The sequence below is a fragment of the Burkholderia sp. BC1 genome (assembly GCF_052683555.1).
The window spans coordinates 16,415-31,997 of the sequence record NZ_JBQYLP010000012.1; the positions used below are offsets into that span (position 1 = coordinate 16,415).

Consider the following 15,583-nt stretch of genomic DNA (forward strand, 5'->3'; position numbering starts at 1 on the left):
GTTCGAAACGCCGCTTCCGTGCGATCGTGCGCCCCGCTCGTCGCTCATGTGCCGGCGAAGCGAGTGCAGCGCTGTTGCTCCCAGACGTCAAAGACTGATCGCGGCGATCCCGGCCAGCACGACGACGGCGCCGGCGATGCGGCGCGCCAGATGATCTTCGCCAAAGAGCCAGTACGCGAGAAGCGAGCCGATGATGATGGACGATTCGCGCAAGGGCGCGACGAGCGCCAGCGGCGCAGAGAGCATGGCGGTCAGCACGAGGACGTAGGCCAGCGGAGAGAACACGGCGACGACGAGAATCGGCACGGCATCGACGCGGAAGGCGGCCCGGATTCGATGCCCTCGCCGCAGCGCATTTGGCGTCATGATCAGACTCTGTAGCAGCAGTGTGCTGGCGTAGTAACTCACGGGCGCCAGGTGCAGCGTGGTGACCGAGTAGCCGTCCCACAGCGTGTAACCGGCAATGGCGGCACCCGTCGCGACACCCCACAGCATTCCCTTGAGCGGCGCACGCCCGTGCGTGAATGGATGGCCAGTGACGACAAAAATACCCGCAACCACGAGGCATGCACCGAGCATCGCGACCGGGGTAAGCCGCTCGCCCATGAAGAGCATCGCGAACAGTATCGTGAGTAGCGGCCCCGTCCCTCTGGCGACCGGATATACGACGCCGAGTTCGGCGCGATCGTAACCGGCCTGCAAGGTCAGCGAGTAAACGATGTGCAGCGCCGCCGAAACGGCCGCCCCCACCGCAAGTTGCCAGTCGATCGTCTGCTGCCCCTTGACGATCTGCACGATGCCGATCGGCACACAAAGCAGTGTCGAGACGCAGCTATAGGCCCAGACGAACACCAGCGTGTCTTCCCGCTTGTACTTCGAGGCGAGGTTCCACACCGCGTGGGCGACGGCCGCGGCGAGGACGATCGCAATCGTGCCGGACTGCATCAATCGATGTCGGGCAGATCGATACCGGCGCGCTCTGCGCAGCGGCTGCGCGCCGGGTCGCGCAGCGCGAGGGCGGAGACCAACGCGTCGATCACGACGAGCTGCGCCAGGCGACTGCCCGCAGCGGCCATCTGCGCCGGCAACGGCGCGCCGCCGACGACCAGCGCGATGTCTGCGAGGTTCGCCAGCGGCGTGCCGTATTGATTGGTGACGGCAACGAGCGTGGCGCCGGCCGAGGATGCCGCATCCGCGACGGCGAGGGTCGAGGACGTGCGCCCGGTCGAACTGACCGCGATGACAACGTCGCCAGGGCCGAGAAGCCGGGCCGCGATCATCGCCGACAGATAGTCGGGAATCCCGACGGTTGTCACGCCGACCGCCCGCAACCGGAAGACCGCGTCGGCGGCGACGGTAACCGAAGGGCCCGCACCGAACGCGAATACCTGGCGCGCTTGCTGAATCGACGCGACCGCCTTGTCGAGCGCGGCGATTTCGATGGCGCCGCTGAGCGCGGACAGTGCATCGACGCCTGTGCGGATGGACGTCTCCAGCACTGCGGCCGAGCCCGCGTCCGCGGTGAGTACTTCAGGCGGCGCGAAAAAGCGGGCGGTGCCGCGAGCACGCGCGATCTCGATTTTCAGCTCGGTGAACCCCGTGAACCCAAGTGCACGTGCGGCGCGAATGACGGTGGGCGGCGAAACACCGGCACGCGCGGCGACCTGCGCGGTCGTGCTCGCGCCGACGAACAGCGGGTCGCTCAGCAAGAGCTCGACCACCTTCGCCTCGCTCGCCGCCAGATCGCCGCTGCGGGCTTGAATGCTGCCGATCCATTGCTGCAGACGTCGCTCGCCGCCTGAAACGTCATTACCAATATCTTCGCTCATGTGTAATATATTACGTACCGTCTGCCACGCGCGCAACCATCCGTCGGCATGCGCGGTTACAGGAGTCCCTCTCATGAACGCCGAAATCGGTACTGAAATCGCTGTCGTCGGCCCCGGCGCCATCGGCACCACGGTCGCGGCGGCACTGCACGAAGCGGGCCGCACGCCCTTACTGTGTGGCCGCACGCCCCGCGATGAGCTGACGCTGCGCGATGGCGTCCGCCTCATCGTCGTGCCCGGCCCGGTCCGAACGGATCCCGCGGAAATCGATCGCACGGTCGATCTTGTCTTCCTGTCAGTCAAGGCAACGCAAACTGCCGCGGCCGCAGAATGGCTGGCCGCGCTGACCGGTCCGGGAACCGTGGTGTGTGTCTTGCAGAACGGAATCGAGCAGTTGGATACGGTGGCCCCCCATTGTTCGCAAGGGCGGATCGTTCCCGCGGTCGTATGGTTTCCCGCGCAGGCGCAACCGGACGGCTCGGTACGCTTGCGAGGCGACGTGCGGCTCAGCCTGCCGGATACGGCGGATGCCCGCACGGTGGCCGACGCGTTGCGCGGGACGCGATGCGCCGTGGACGTGACGGCCGCCTTCAGTTCTCTGGCCTGGCGCAAATTGCTGCAGAACGCGGTAGCCGGTCTTATGGCGCTCACGGTCCGCCGCGCGGGCATGTTCGGCCGCGCTGACATCGCCGAACTTGCAGTAGCTTATCTGCGCGAATGCCTGGCGGTGGCTCGTGCCGAAGGCGCTGAACTCGGCGACGAGGTGCCACGAGAGATTCTCGACAAGTTCCGCGCAGCGCCTGCGGACATGGGCACCTCCATCCTGACGGACCGGGAAGCCGGCCGGCCATTGGAATGGGATATCCGCAACGGTGTCATCTCGCGTCGCGGCCGGATGCACGGCATTCCGACTCCGATCAGCGACGTCCTTGTGCCGCTCCTCGCGGCCGCGAGCGACGGGCCGGGCTGATGCCGTGATCAGCGCTCGTGCCGTTCTCCCTCTTGCTCGGCGCATTCGGAGCCAGGGGCATTCCCGACCTTTTCGACATGAAGAAAGTGCATGCCCACCGCTCGCTACTCCGAACCGCTTCCCTACTGGTTTCCTTTTGCGTTCCCAGCACGGGACACGCAACTTCCTTCAATTGCCATCGGGCCGGCCATCCGACCGAACGAACTATTTGCGCCGTCCCAGAGCTGTCAAAACTCGACGATCAGCTTGTGATCGCGTGGTCGCTCGCGACACAATGTGTCGGCAGCTCCGGTGATTCCGGTCTCTATGAAATGAGAACGCTCCATGTTAACGAGCGCGCCGACGCAGCCCGTTTGACGTTCGATGCAGTTTCATGGAACGGTCAGAACAGCGGACGGGAATTCAATGGTGATGCCGTCGTGCGAGCCGACAGCAAGGCGTTATATGTAGGTGCGGATGCGTGCCAGCTCGATTTTGCTATTCGCGGCGCGCAATTGTGGGTCGGGCAACGCGGTCAATGCGGCAAAGTACTAGGGCACGGCGACAATGTCGATTTTCAAGGCCCGTATGTCGGTGACGAGCACGTTCGCAAAAAGGACTTCGTATTTGAATGACGCACTTGCACTGTTGTTCGCGGGCAGCGGACGCTAGATCTCACCTACGTGATGACTTTGTAGCTAGGACTGCCCGTGTGGCGCGTAACGACGTGTTCGCTCGTGAGATTGCGAGCCGCGTGTCGCGTTCCGCGCACCCCGCTCGGAACACGATCATTGTGCCGCGCCCGCTCGAGCCGCACGTTCCGCCAGCGGGCGAGTAGGAAAACCGTGATGAAAGCGATCGGGTTGGCACCCACGAGATACCACGCAGGCGCCATCGGATCAGCCCCTCTCGGCTGACTGCAAGATTACTTCCCCAAAGTCAAATCCCTTGAGATTACTCGCCTCTACGGCTCTTCGAAATTTCTCGGAAACAAATACTGTCGCCGGCTTCTCTTTCAACCGGAACATATCAACGTCCCGCACCCGCTTTTCCAAGAGAACAATCTTATTGAATACTGTCGCCTGAGGGTAGACTTTGAATTTGGACGCATCCATATCTACAGCGCCTTCCAGCACACGCGTAACATGGAATCCGCTCATACCGTCCACTGGAGCTTGAACCGGTAATATCTGTCCGCTTGCTTGAAGGAAGGGCATCAACGCATCTAACGCTCTTTTACTAAATACGAGAAACGGAGAAAGCATCGCCTGCAAATCACAATCTTTCTTCTTGCGCGGCGTTCCCCAACACAGTTTGGGCGGCAAAAAGCTTCCGTCAAACTGCTCTCCACAAAGCGCCGTCGCCTTTATCGCGACACTGTCGTCATATCCAATTTCACCCGCATCATCGACCTGAACCAACGCTTGGAATGCGTCGTCCTGCCTCAAGCCATAGATATTGTTCATATACCCTCACAACTCAGAAAGAACAGATTTCCACGGAGTATCTCTGGATGCATTTTGCAACGTCTCTCTTATCGTCTGAAGCTGGTCGAGAACGGCTTGCTTGCCACCCAGATCGGCATCCTGCAGCAACTGGTTTACCTTTTGGAAATACGTATTCGGATGCTTCCCGTTATGCAATATCCCGGCGAGATTGTCCGTATTATTCCGATTAGGCAAGAATACGCCATTCAATTCAGAATCGACATCAATGCCGTACTTCGAGAGGATGGCGCGCGCCGGCGCCGCTTCCTTCGCGGTATCCCCGACGATGTGGTGCGCGGCAGAGTTGGCCGGACGAGTCACGCCTGACTTTTCCATGTTATTGCTCAGCTTGACCGAACACCAGCCCCACGGATCGACCCACTGCTGTGAATTTGGCCCATAGGCATATAAGTTTCCGCCGCCGTACAGGCCGATCGGATCCTGATTGATGAACCGCCCTACGTCTGGATCATAGAAGCGGAAGGTGTTGTAGTGCAGGCCGGTGCCTTCGTCAGCATATTGCCCGGCATAGCGCAACGGTTGCTCGATCCTGGCGATGTCCTTGCTGCTCGACTCAACTTTGCCCCACGCCGTATATTGCCCGGTCCATGCCAGTTCGCCCGACTCGTCTGTCACTTCGAGCGGGGCTCCAACCAGATCAGTATGGAAGTGGTAGATCCGCGCTGCACGCTTCGCGGTGTCGATCGCTGCGGCCGCCAGCGCTTCTGCGATCACCTTGTCGACGCGGGCTGCAGGCGAGTAAGGCGCATCTGGACTATACACGTAGCTGCTCACCCCGGTTTCGCGGACCTCCTGCGCGAGTCGCAGCCCCTCCCATACGAAGCGCTTCGTCTCGGTGCGCTGCTTCACTCCGCGGATGTCGAAAAACGTATCGGACTTCGCGATGCGCCGACCGAGGGGATCGTAAGCGAAGCGCGATTCCACAACACCACGCGTGTCCTGCGTGCGCACCGCGATCAACCGATCCTGCCCGTCGTACGTGAAGCGCTGCGTCCGGTTCGCGCCGCGCGTCTTGGCCACCAGATTGCCGAACGCATCATATTCGAACCGCAGATCCTGCCACATTCGCAGACGGTTCCCTTCGACATATCCGCGGCTTCTGCGCTGCACATCGTCTAGCAGGTTACCGGCGGCATCCCACGCAAACTCCTCGAGCTGCCGGTCCAAGATGTTCACGCGGCGAGTCAGCTGTCCTGCCGGGTCGTAGTCGTACTGCGTGCTGCCGCGCAGGTTGTCACTCGTTTCGATCAGTTCACCGGCGGCGTCGTACCCGTAGTTACGCCACAGATGGCCGCGCCCGCGGCCCAGCGCCTCTGGGTGGAAACCGGCGGACTGCCAGACCTTTCGGCCGAGCGGGTCATACGCAGAACGCTGAATCAGCCGCCCTTGCGTACGCGTCACCTCGCGATGCAGGTCGTCGCGCTCGAAGTCGCTGACTATCTGATCGCCGCAACGAATTTGATGCACGTGGCCTGAGCCATAGCGCAGCATCTGCAGCTTCTGCTCGTGCGGCAATTCGAGCGTCATTACGTTGTCCAGCGCGTCGAGCGTGTACTGAACGGTTCCGTTCGCACCATGCTCGGCAACAAGGCGGCCGGCCTTGTCGTACTCGAACTCGACGGTGTCCGACGCAATGCCGAGAGCAATGCCCATGGCAGTCGGCGTGCGCTCCACCTTCAGCAGCCGATCTCCCTTGTCCCGCTCGTAGCGGGTCACTTCGGTCGGCGTGTGCTGGACCTTCAGATTGCCCATCCGGTCACGTTCGAAGCGGACGGTGCGGATCGGTCGATTCGAGGTTGTACCGCTGTCCGGCGCGCCGACGATGTCCAGCGCAATCAGTTCGCCGGCTTCGCCGTACCCGAACCGCCGCTCGACACCATCGGGACGTGTTTCGGTCGCTAGTCGACCGCCGGCGCTATACGTGAAGGCGTAGTGCGCGTGCCCCTGCTGTAGCTCGCGAAGCCGCCCCTCGGGATCGTAACGAAAGCGGGTCCGTCGACCAGCCGGATCAATTGCCTCGACAAGTTGCCCGCGCGCATTGCGCAGCGATTGTTGAATCCGGCCGCCGAGTCCGACGTGCTTCACTACGAGCCCGGCGGCATCGTATTCGAACGTTTCCGAGCTGCCGTCGGGATAGGTGATCCGACGGGGCTCACCGGTTGGACGCACGTCATACGAGATGCGCTGCCCGAGCGCGTTCTCGCGTGCGAGCGGAAGGCCGAACGCGTCGAAGAACGCACGCGTTGTCTTGCCTGAGCAGTCCGTGTAGCCGACCAGCTCGCCAAGGCGGTTCCACTCCAGCATTTTGCGGCCGCCGCGTGCATCGATGTGCGCGGTCGGCAGCGCGGTCAATCCCGTGGGATATTCGTAGCGATTCTCACGGCCCAGTGGATCCTGAGTCGACAGCAACCGACCTTGTGGATCGTATTCGGCGCGCCAGGCGCCGCCATCGGCCCCGATGATCTCGACGGGCCGCATGCTGTTACCGTCATAGCGGGTACGCGTCGTGCGCCCGAGCGGGTCGGTCTCGGCAACGATTCGGCCGGCGTCGTCGTACTCAAACTCGACCGTGCGCTCACCCGGCAGCATGAGCATCGTCGGCATACCCGCGTCGTTGTACTTGATCCGATAGAAGCCACCGTCGAGGTCGGTGTACTCGACGATCTGGAACGCAGCGTCGAAACGCCAATGCGCAGTACGGCCGTCAGCATGCCGAACGCGGGTTTGCCGACCGTCGACGTCGTACTCGAAAGTCCAGTGTTCACCCTCGCTGGTGTTCGTCTCGACGACCCGCCGCTGTCCTTCGATCGTTGACCACACGTAGCTCGACGTGAAACCCAGCGCATTGGAATGGCTCGTCATCAGGCCGTCGGCATACCTGAATCGGCGCACGATCGCGCCGTTTGCATCCGTCACAGAGGTGAGTTGGCCGTTTTCGTCGTACCCGTACGTAACGGCAACCCGGCGCTCGTCACCGTGAACGAGCGTGACCGCGCCAAGGCGGCCATGCTCCGGTTCATAATCGAGCGCAGCCTGCAGGCCGCCGCACGTCTGGATCTCGGTGACGCGGCCACGGCTGTCGCGCTCGAACTGGTACCACTGTCCAGCCTGATCCTCAATACGGCGCACCCACGCAATACGCCCGGAATCCGGCTCGTATCGGCCGAAGTCGTAATATGTCTCGCCGATGTCATGCAGGATGTAGCGGCCATCCGGCGTGCAGGTCAAGTATCGCTGGTCGGCCTCGCTGAAAGCCGCTTGCCCGGTACGCAATAGCGGGAATCCGCTCTCACGCCCTTGGGCGTCGGTGTACCAGAGGCGTCCGTCTCGCGCTTGAAGTCGAAGTTCCCACGGCAGCACCCAGCCGCGGCCGAGCGTGCCTACGTAGTCGAGGCTGCTCGAATAGAATCGCTTGATCGCGACCGGAATCGGGCTCGGGATGACGTAGTCGATTTCTGATTCGGCCAACAGAATCTTCCGACCCGTCGTGACGTCGACCGGGTTGCCGAACATCCCGCCGATCGCCTTGTTGATCGCGGGACCGGCAACATAGCGACCTACGGCTTCGCCCAATACGTATCCACCGATAAACTTCGCAGCGCACGGCAAGACCGCGCGCGATAAACCGCCTGCCGCCTTCAGCAGCCCACCGAGCCCGCCGACCAGACCCGCAAGTGCAAAGGCCCAGTCGGTCGCAGTCCGCAGCCACGGCGGGACTTCATCGTCGACCGGGAGATACGTCTGGGTGCCGCCGTGGAAGAAGGTGTCGTGCGAACCACCGCCGATCGTCGCGCCGCAAGTGATCTTGTCGTCCTTGCGAGCCGCCGGCCGATTGTTGATGAAGATGTTTGTCGAGCCCTGCGCGACCAGCGGAACGGGGTTGTGCTTGCTGCACGCCACGCCGCTCAGCGTCGCATAGGCCGCCGGCTTGCCGTTGACATAGACGTTCGTCGAGCCGGTGATGATGTTGCCGGACTGCGAGCTGAACATCTTGCCGATCGCCTCGCCTAACGATAGCAGCCCCTGTGCACCGATGCCTGCTGCCATACCCGCCAGCAGCGCCACACCGAATCCACACGTGAATGTCGCGAATGCCACGGCGGCGATCAGGGCGATGCCGAGTACAGCGCCGACCAGAAAGCCCGCGAGCGCGCTGGTATGCTCGATCGGATCAGTGACGCGTGCGGCTTCGTACACGATGAATGTCCTTTGCTGTTGTCATGCCGACGCTTGCTCAGCCGGCCGGTAGCCATCGAGCCAGGTGTGCCAGAATGTGTCGAAGGTGCCGTTGAAGCTTTTCGCGTTCGACGCCGTGAAGATAAGTACGCGCCCGGGCGCGACGATGAACGCGGCTTGCCGTTGAAACACCATCTTTGCGCCGTTCCGATAGGCTGTGTCGATGCGTTCTCCAGGCATCCCGTCCGCCTCAGGCCCGAGCCGCTCGGCTTGACGACCGAGCAAGCGAAGGCCCTGCAAACGGGATTTGAGCAACGTGACCTGCCGGTCGATGTATGGCGCGAGCGTTTCTCCATCCTTGAGCCAGTCGCGGGCCACACTGAGGTTCGGCTGCGTGGTCAAGTCGGCAGGCACAAGCAGATTGGTTGTGCGATCCTCGAAACCGTCTGGCAGTACGATGCTGCCTTCGTGAATCCGGATGCGGTTTTCGGAATCGGTCATGCGGGGAATCTCGTGAAACGGGGAAGTCGAAAGGAGTCAGGCGCCTTGGTAAAACTCAGTTGCCGGGCGGTGCGGTAGCGGCGTCCTGACGCAAACGCAAACCGCCCAACAACAACGCAACCTGCGAGATGAGCCAGACGTAGAAAGCAATGCCGAAGCCCGTGATCGGAGTGGCGTCGGCTTCGTTGAAGTACCACTTCGTCGTGAACAGTGAGCAGAGTGCGCATACGACTGCCGCGCCGGAAAATACGCTGGCGCGTCCGTATCGTGCACGGCCAAACTGGACCGCAGCGATCACATAAAGCGGATTGGCGAGCCATGAAGGATTGAGCATCAGCAACCCCCACCAGCCCTGAGCGAGAACGGACATCCCGATGAGCGGGGCTTCCTTTTCGAAATACATCGCGGGCAGCAGCAGCGAGACGACATACAGCCCGACCGATACCCCCAGGACGGTTCCTCGTCGAACGCGTGGCAGCGATTCCAAGGCACGCGTCATTGCCTGATTCCTTCGCAAGCCGGATTATCGATTGCCCACACGCTCATTCCGTTTGGCCAGCCGGTGTCACGACCTTTTCGCCACGCGCGCGCATGGCCGCGCGTTGCGCTTTCGGATCGACCGGCGGCCACGGCGCACCAGCCGCTACAATCTTGCGGCGGATTGCGTCGATGCGCGCACGCGCCGGCGAATCGGGCGTCGTGTGGTTTTTCAGTTCGTTCTGCAGCACCCAACCGTAAGAAACGCCGAGTTCGCTGGAGATCTTCGGGTCAGCGCCATGCGCGAGCAAGTAGTCGACGGTATCCCACTGCTGAATCATCGTCGCCTCGAATAGCGCCGTTTTTCCAAGCGAATCGCGGCCATTCACATTCGCCTTATGTTCGATCAGCAGCTTCAACTGGGGCAGCAGCTTGTTCTCGGCGACTTCAAAAATCATTGGAGTGTCGCCGCTTGGCCGCCAGTTGGGATCGAGGCCACCGTCCAGCAGCACGCGCAGCAGATTCGGCGTGTCGGCGCGCAACGCAACATCGACGACCGTTCCACCGTTGGCCCCGACCGGCGCCTTCGGATCAGCACCATTCTTGAGGAGCGCCGAGATAATCTGATAGCGCGTGTTTGACGCATCGTTCTTTACCGGGACGATCTCCTGCACGGCATACGACAGTAGCGTCGTATTTTTTGCGCCCGGTGCATTCAGATCGGTCTTCGGCGCGAGCTGCTGCACGCGGTTAAGGTCGCCGTCATGAATGGCCTGAGCCAACGCGAGCTGCTGCCCCGAGAAGAATTCTTCCGGTGCGTAACGTTTGAAGCCAGTCATGTTCGTCCCTTGAGCTTGAGTGGGCCACCAAAGCGGTGAGGTCGCTCCCACGAGCACGGCAATCGCGCCAGCGGTTATCGCTTTCTTGTATTGCATGTCAATGTGATGAATTCAATTGGGACACCAGGTCGAACTCGTCTTTCGCGACCTGCTGGTTCATCCCGTTCGTTACGTCGCCCATCATGTGGCGCCCAACCGTGGTGATGCTTTCGCCGTCGAGGGTGACGGGTGTACCGACCGCTTTGGGCATGAGCTGCGCAGTGCCATCGCTAATCGGCCCGAGCCGGCCTTCCTGTAGCCCGGTCAAGATATCGCCATCTACCCGATAGGCCGTGATGTTGGTCGGTTGAACGGTCCCACCGTACTGCGCCACTGTCCCCGGATTGAGGCCAGCCGCATTGAACGTCATTGCCGAGCTACCGCTGGCTTCTGCGGCCGCCGAGGCCAGCCCACCGCCTAGGGAATGCCCGGTGAAATCGACGCCCGAGGACGCACCTGCGGCCTGGATGTTCTTGCCGATGGAGACCGCACTACGATAGTACGGTGCATCGGCACCAAGCCCCTGCGCCATGTTGTTGGTCATGTCTTCGCCGAAGAGTTGCTGCGTTCCCTTGAACGCGATCGAAGGTTTCATGCTGTCGCCGAAGACCTTGGGATCGGGAACATACATCTGTGCCCCAAAATTGCTACCGCCTTTCAGGAAATCGCTCGGCTTCAAGCCAAACGCCTTGAGCGCTTCCGGATCGTTGGTGACCATCTTCCAGCCGGTGGGCGGTGGATCGTTCGGGTGATAAACGTGATCAGCCAGTTTCGCCATTTGCTGGGCTTTCAGGGAATTCGCCAGCTTGCCCGCGGCGGCGCGAGTCGCGGGATCAGGGCTCGCCAGCCCTTCGGCAATCATCGCTTGTGCTTCCGCCCACTGAAGCGCAAGCGCTTGTTCAGGCGCCTGTGCACTGCCCTGATTCAGGTGGATGACCGGCGCGTCGAGATAGATCCCGTTCGCGTTCATGAGGATCGTCGACGGTCCGTGCGCCAGCTTGATGCCGTCCGGCGTCATCGTCACGATGCTTTCGCCGACACGAAACTCCATGCCGTCGCTGGCCTGGTGACTCTGCATCCCGGGGCCGGCCTTGCTAGCGATCGCCTTCGTGTTGATCACGTTCGCGGTGGTGTCGCGCGTCAGCGCGATGGTTTCCGACAGCCCGCCCTGTGCAATCTGCTTGGTTTCGCTGCCCTTGAGCAATGAAACAGTGCGCGCGCCGGCTTCGACAGTATGCGTTTCGGAATCCTTGATCACGGTCTTCATATCCTTCTGCGCATGCAGAAAGACTTCCTGAGCACCGTTCACGTCGGAAAACCGCAACTCGTTCGAGCCCTGTCCTTTGTGCGTCTGGCTCTTGATCCCCATCGTCTGGCCAGCCGCACCGTGGTACGGATTGCCTTGCTCGCCGTTGAAGACGCGCCCCACAATCACCGGGTTATCAGGATCGCCCTGATTGAACGAGACCAGAACTTCCTGCCCGATCCGCGGAATCGCAGCTGCACCCCACCCCGCACCCGCCCATGGCTGGGACACTCGAATCCACATCGAGTCAGACCCATCCATCTGGCCGCGCCGATCCCACAAGAAGTGCAGCTTCACGCAACTGCCATTCGTATGGATTTGCTCGCCTTTCGGGCCGACAACAATCGCCGACTGAGTTCCATGGATGACCGGCTTCGGCGTGTTACGCGGCGCGCGGTACGGAATGTTTTGCGGCAGAAGCGCAAACGAGTTGCGGTACGGCATCTTCGCGGCATGCTGCGTGTAGTCGTTCACCGCTTCATGCCGCACGTGCAGGATTGCGTATTCCTGATTGTTTGCCATCACGGGATGGTTGGCTACCGTCACACTGCCGGCGGTGGTCATCCTCCATGCATAGCCGCTACCGGTATATCGATGCGCCTGCGCTTCCTCCGCCTGCATCGCAATGCGCGCGTAGCGATTTCCGTCGTCACCGTGGTCATACAGCGACTGGTGCTCGAAACGCTCGGTCGCGTCGAGCCGCGCGTGTCGCAACGTCTGCGGCTCAGCTTGTACGAGCATCAGCGGCGACGACGGATTCTGATGATTGAAATCCTGGAACGTAACCTTGCCGACGCCAAAACGCCGCCCTTCGTGCAGCTGATCGATTCAGTTGAACTCACTGGCTTCGCTGTCCGCGTAAGGAACCGTCGTGAGTCCTTCGATCGGGCGGAACACGAAGTTGGTATCACCGATCACGAGAATGTGTTTGTCCTTCTCGTAGCGGTGCGTCCAGATCAACCCTTCCTGCTCCATCAATCGCGCGCAGAAGTTGTAATACGACTCCTGGTACATCACGATGTACTCGATGGGTTTCTGGGCGGTCCGGATGTCGAACTCGAAGTCGGTGAACCCGTGATCCTGGAAAATCTCGCCGAGGATCTCGCGCGAAGTCTTGTTCTGGAAAATTCGGCAATCGGTCGAGCGCGTCAAGAACCAGAACCAGGGCACCACGGTCATGTGGTACTGCGTTACGCGCCCCGGATTGCCGGCGCGATCGAACGACGCGACATACCCGTCGAAATAGCGGTTATTGTCGGCACCGCCGGACATTACGATGCGTTCGAGTGTCGACTGCCGCGCATTGTGATCGAGCCGCAGCTTGATCGGCTGGCCGATCAGATGATCCGGCGTGAGATCATGCTTATGCGACAGCAAATCGAGATGAATTTCCGGCAGGCGATTGACGTGTTCGTCGATGACCGCAGCACCGACCAATAACACGTCGGGCCCGAGCGGAGATTCGATCGTCACGTACCGGTTCAGTTGCGTCAGCCGAGCGACGCCGCCCGTTGCATTGTTGAGCGCATCCGCAATCGCAGCGGGCGTCTTGTTCATCAACGAGAAACCGGTCTGCGCCAGCTGGACCGCGCGTTGCACGGTGTCGAGATGGCCGGCGACGCCAGCAAGCGGGCCGATTTGGCCGGCCACTGTGGACGCAATTGGACCGGCAAGGCCGCCGAGCGCACTCAGTGAGCCCAACGAATTCCCTCCGAATCCGCTCGGAATACCGCCATTCGGGGCGAAACTCATTCTTGTTCCTTTCTTCTCGTCTCAGGTTCTACCCCGGCAGACCGCCAATCCGAGGCCCCGCTACTGTAGGACAAATTCCAACACGGCGAAAGGTGCTCGAAACTACCTTTCAATTACATTTCACCGAAAAGGCAACCTACTATTTATCGGGCGAGGGGGTGGTTGCCCGAACACGGCTCAGCGCATCGCAGGGTTGCGCCCGTAATAGCCGATAGCAGCGCGATCTGTACAAAGCCGGTGATCGGCACGTAGCAGGCCAAGATCCGGTCCGCTACTCTGCCCAGCTGACATCGTCATTCCCCCCAGCTATCAATTCGGGGGTCTCCCTTCCCTGCTTCGCCGGCTCGACTGCCGGTTCTGGGGCGCACGCCGGGCTCCATGCCGCAGCAAGGCCCAATAGAGGGCCGACACTGCGGTATCGCACCCTGCGAAGCGCGCCATCACCCGACACGCCCTCCACCCTCACATGTCGATAATCGGCCGAAGCAGCGCCTGCCCTTCATACAGATAACGCAGACAGCGCTCGCGAATGTCGTCGAGCGACAGCGACGACACCTGCGTCGTGATCGTGAGGCTCGCGCACATCTGCCCGGCGCGATTCGTCAGCGGCACGCCGAGAATCCGCATGCCGACCTCGTACTCCTGATCCAGTTCCACGTACCCCTGCTCCCGGATCTGCGCGACGATCGCCTTGATCTCGTCGACCGACGTGCGCGTAAACGGCGTCAGCGGCTTGCGCTCGACGCGCGCCAGATACGCGTCGACCTCGTCGTCGGGCAGCGATGCGAGCCACAGCCGGCCGCTGCCCGTGCAGTACATCGGTAGCCGATAGCCCTGCCGGATCGACATCGACGACACGTTGGCGATCCGGCTACGCACGATATGTACGACCTCGTCGCCGTCGAGCACGGCTACCGACACGTGTTCGCGCGTTTCGCTCGCGACCTTCTCGACGATCGGCCGCAGCATGCGCGGCAGCCGCGCCGAATCGACATACGCCTGGCCGATCCGCAGCGTCTTCGCGGTCAGCCAGTATTGGCGGCTGTCGGTCTGCGCATAGCCGTCGTGCACGAGCGTCAGCAAAAAGCGCCGAGCCGCGCTTCGCGTGAGCCCGGCAAGACGCGCGACGTCGGCGACGCTCAGCCGCGGTGTTTCCTCGGTGAACAGCTGGATGATCGCGAGCCCTTTCTGCAGACCGACGATCAGGTCGCGCTCGTGGATCGGCGGCTGGGGCATGGTTTGGGTCCGAAACGGCAAACGAGTGCGATTATCGCATCGGAATTGCGATCATCGCTCGAACCGGCCGATTCCGGCGTTGTCGCCCGCCGGCCGCGGTCGCACCATGCGTGCTGTTCGCCCTCCCCCTCCGGTGCATTCATGATCAGCGGTACGACCGAATTGTTGGCCATCGTCGGCTCCCCCATCGCGCAGGTGAAATCCCCGCAGAACTTCAACGCATGGTTTGCGCGTCACGGCGAAGACGCCTCGATGATTCCGATCGATCTCGAGCGCGAATCGCTCGACGCGTTCGTCCGGACGCTGCGCGCCTGGCGCAATCTGCGGGGTTGCGTGATCACCGTGCCGTACAAGCAGGCGATCGCCGCGCGCATCGACACGCTCACCGAACGCGGGCGCGCACTCGAATCGGTGAACGTGATCCGCCGCGAAGCCGACGGCACGCTCGCGGGCGACATGCTCGACGGCGACGGTTTTCTGAAGGCCGCGCGCGAGCACGGCTTCTCGCCGCGCGGCGCGCGTGCGATGGTGGTCGGCGCCGGCGGCGCAGGCAGCGCGATCGCGTGGGCACTGTGCGAGCACGGCGCGGCGGCCCTTACGCTCGTCGATCTCGACGCGTCGCGCACGCAGCGGCTGCGCGCGCTGCTGCACGCACGTTTTCCGGCGGTCGACACCGGCACGCAGGTCGGTTCGCTCGCCGCGTTCGATCTCGTCGTCAATGCGTCGCCGGCCGGCATGCCGGGCAACGACGTGCTGCCGCTCGCCGAAACGCGGCTCGCGACGCTGCGTGCGGACACGCTCGTCGCGGACGTCGTCACGACACCCGACATCACGCGCTTTCTCGCACTTGCACGGCGCGCCGGTTGCCGAATTCAGACCGGTGCCGAAATGGCGCTCGCGCAATTCGACGATCTACGTGCGTTCATGATGAGGCCGCTCGCCGCGTAAGCGCGTGCGCCGCGCGCGCCGGC

11 protein-coding genes and 1 pseudogene are annotated in these 15,583 nt (G+C 62.1%); 3 read left to right on the forward strand and 9 right to left on the reverse strand.

Features of this window, described 5'->3' with window-relative positions:
• Positions 1-87 precede the first annotated feature (87 nt).
• Together ACSHSS_RS08220 and ACSHSS_RS08225 are read right to left on the reverse strand one after the other, a co-directional pair.
• Positions 88-945, reverse strand: coding sequence for a DMT family transporter (locus ACSHSS_RS08220; protein ID WP_006416017.1), 858 nt, complete (start codon positions 943-945; stop codon positions 88-90).
• Complete coding sequence (locus ACSHSS_RS08225; RefSeq protein ID WP_006416025.1) at positions 945-1,829, reverse strand: MurR/RpiR family transcriptional regulator; 885 nt, start codon at positions 1,827-1,829, stop codon at positions 945-947. The genes ACSHSS_RS08220 and ACSHSS_RS08225 overlap by 1 nt, the downstream gene beginning before the upstream one ends.
• A 73-nt stretch (positions 1,830-1,902) precedes the next feature.
• Between ACSHSS_RS08225 and ACSHSS_RS08230 the strand changes: the two genes are divergently transcribed.
• The gene (locus tag ACSHSS_RS08230) at positions 1,903-2,799 is read left to right on the forward strand and encodes an oxidoreductase (protein WP_048996546.1); all 897 of its coding nucleotides are present in this window, start codon (positions 1,903-1,905) and stop codon (positions 2,797-2,799) included.
• A 17-nt stretch (positions 2,800-2,816) separates the two neighbouring features.
• Positions 2,817-3,413 (forward strand): hypothetical protein, encoded by a 597-nt coding sequence (locus ACSHSS_RS08235; RefSeq protein WP_238543663.1) that lies wholly within the window; start codon positions 2,817-2,819, stop codon positions 3,411-3,413.
• 264 nt (positions 3,414-3,677) lie between these two features.
• On the opposite strand, the gene ACSHSS_RS08240 is transcribed toward ACSHSS_RS08235, so the two are convergent.
• The 7 genes and pseudogenes from ACSHSS_RS08240 to ACSHSS_RS08270 form a co-directional block, all read right to left on the reverse strand.
• Positions 3,678-4,244, reverse strand: coding sequence for an imm11 family protein (locus ACSHSS_RS08240; protein ID WP_043281717.1), 567 nt, complete (start codon positions 4,242-4,244; stop codon positions 3,678-3,680).
• Between the two features lie 6 nt (positions 4,245-4,250).
• Positions 4,251-8,483: an RHS repeat-associated core domain-containing protein gene (locus ACSHSS_RS08245; protein ID WP_006416009.1), complete on the reverse strand. Its 4,233-nt coding sequence runs from the start codon at positions 8,481-8,483 to the stop codon at positions 4,251-4,253.
• 21 nt (positions 8,484-8,504) lie between these two features.
• On the reverse strand, positions 8,505-8,963 hold the full coding sequence (locus tag ACSHSS_RS08250; protein ID WP_006416021.1) for a DUF1795 domain-containing protein: 459 nt from the start codon (positions 8,961-8,963) through the stop codon (positions 8,505-8,507).
• A 55-nt stretch (positions 8,964-9,018) separates the two neighbouring features.
• The gene (locus ACSHSS_RS08255; RefSeq protein ID WP_006416022.1) at positions 9,019-9,462 is read right to left on the reverse strand and encodes a hypothetical protein; all 444 of its coding nucleotides are present in this window, start codon (positions 9,460-9,462) and stop codon (positions 9,019-9,021) included.
• Positions 9,463-9,505: 43 nt separating this feature from the next.
• Entirely contained in the window at positions 9,506-10,375 is an 870-nt protein-coding gene (locus ACSHSS_RS08260; protein ID WP_006416023.1) for an ankyrin repeat domain-containing protein, read from the reverse strand.
• 1 nt (position 10,376) lies between these two features.
• Positions 10,377-13,376: pseudogene (locus ACSHSS_RS08265) on the reverse strand (type VI secretion system Vgr family protein).
• A 462-nt stretch (positions 13,377-13,838) separates the two neighbouring features.
• Positions 13,839-14,612: an IclR family transcriptional regulator domain-containing protein gene (locus ACSHSS_RS08270; protein ID WP_006399257.1), complete on the reverse strand. Its 774-nt coding sequence runs from the start codon at positions 14,610-14,612 to the stop codon at positions 13,839-13,841.
• Positions 14,613-14,753: 141 nt separating this feature from the next.
• On the opposite strand from ACSHSS_RS08270, the gene ACSHSS_RS08275 reads away from it, so the two are divergent.
• Positions 14,754-15,560, forward strand: coding sequence for a shikimate dehydrogenase family protein (locus tag ACSHSS_RS08275; RefSeq protein WP_006415996.1), 807 nt, complete (start codon positions 14,754-14,756; stop codon positions 15,558-15,560).
• Positions 15,561-15,583 lie beyond the last annotated feature (23 nt).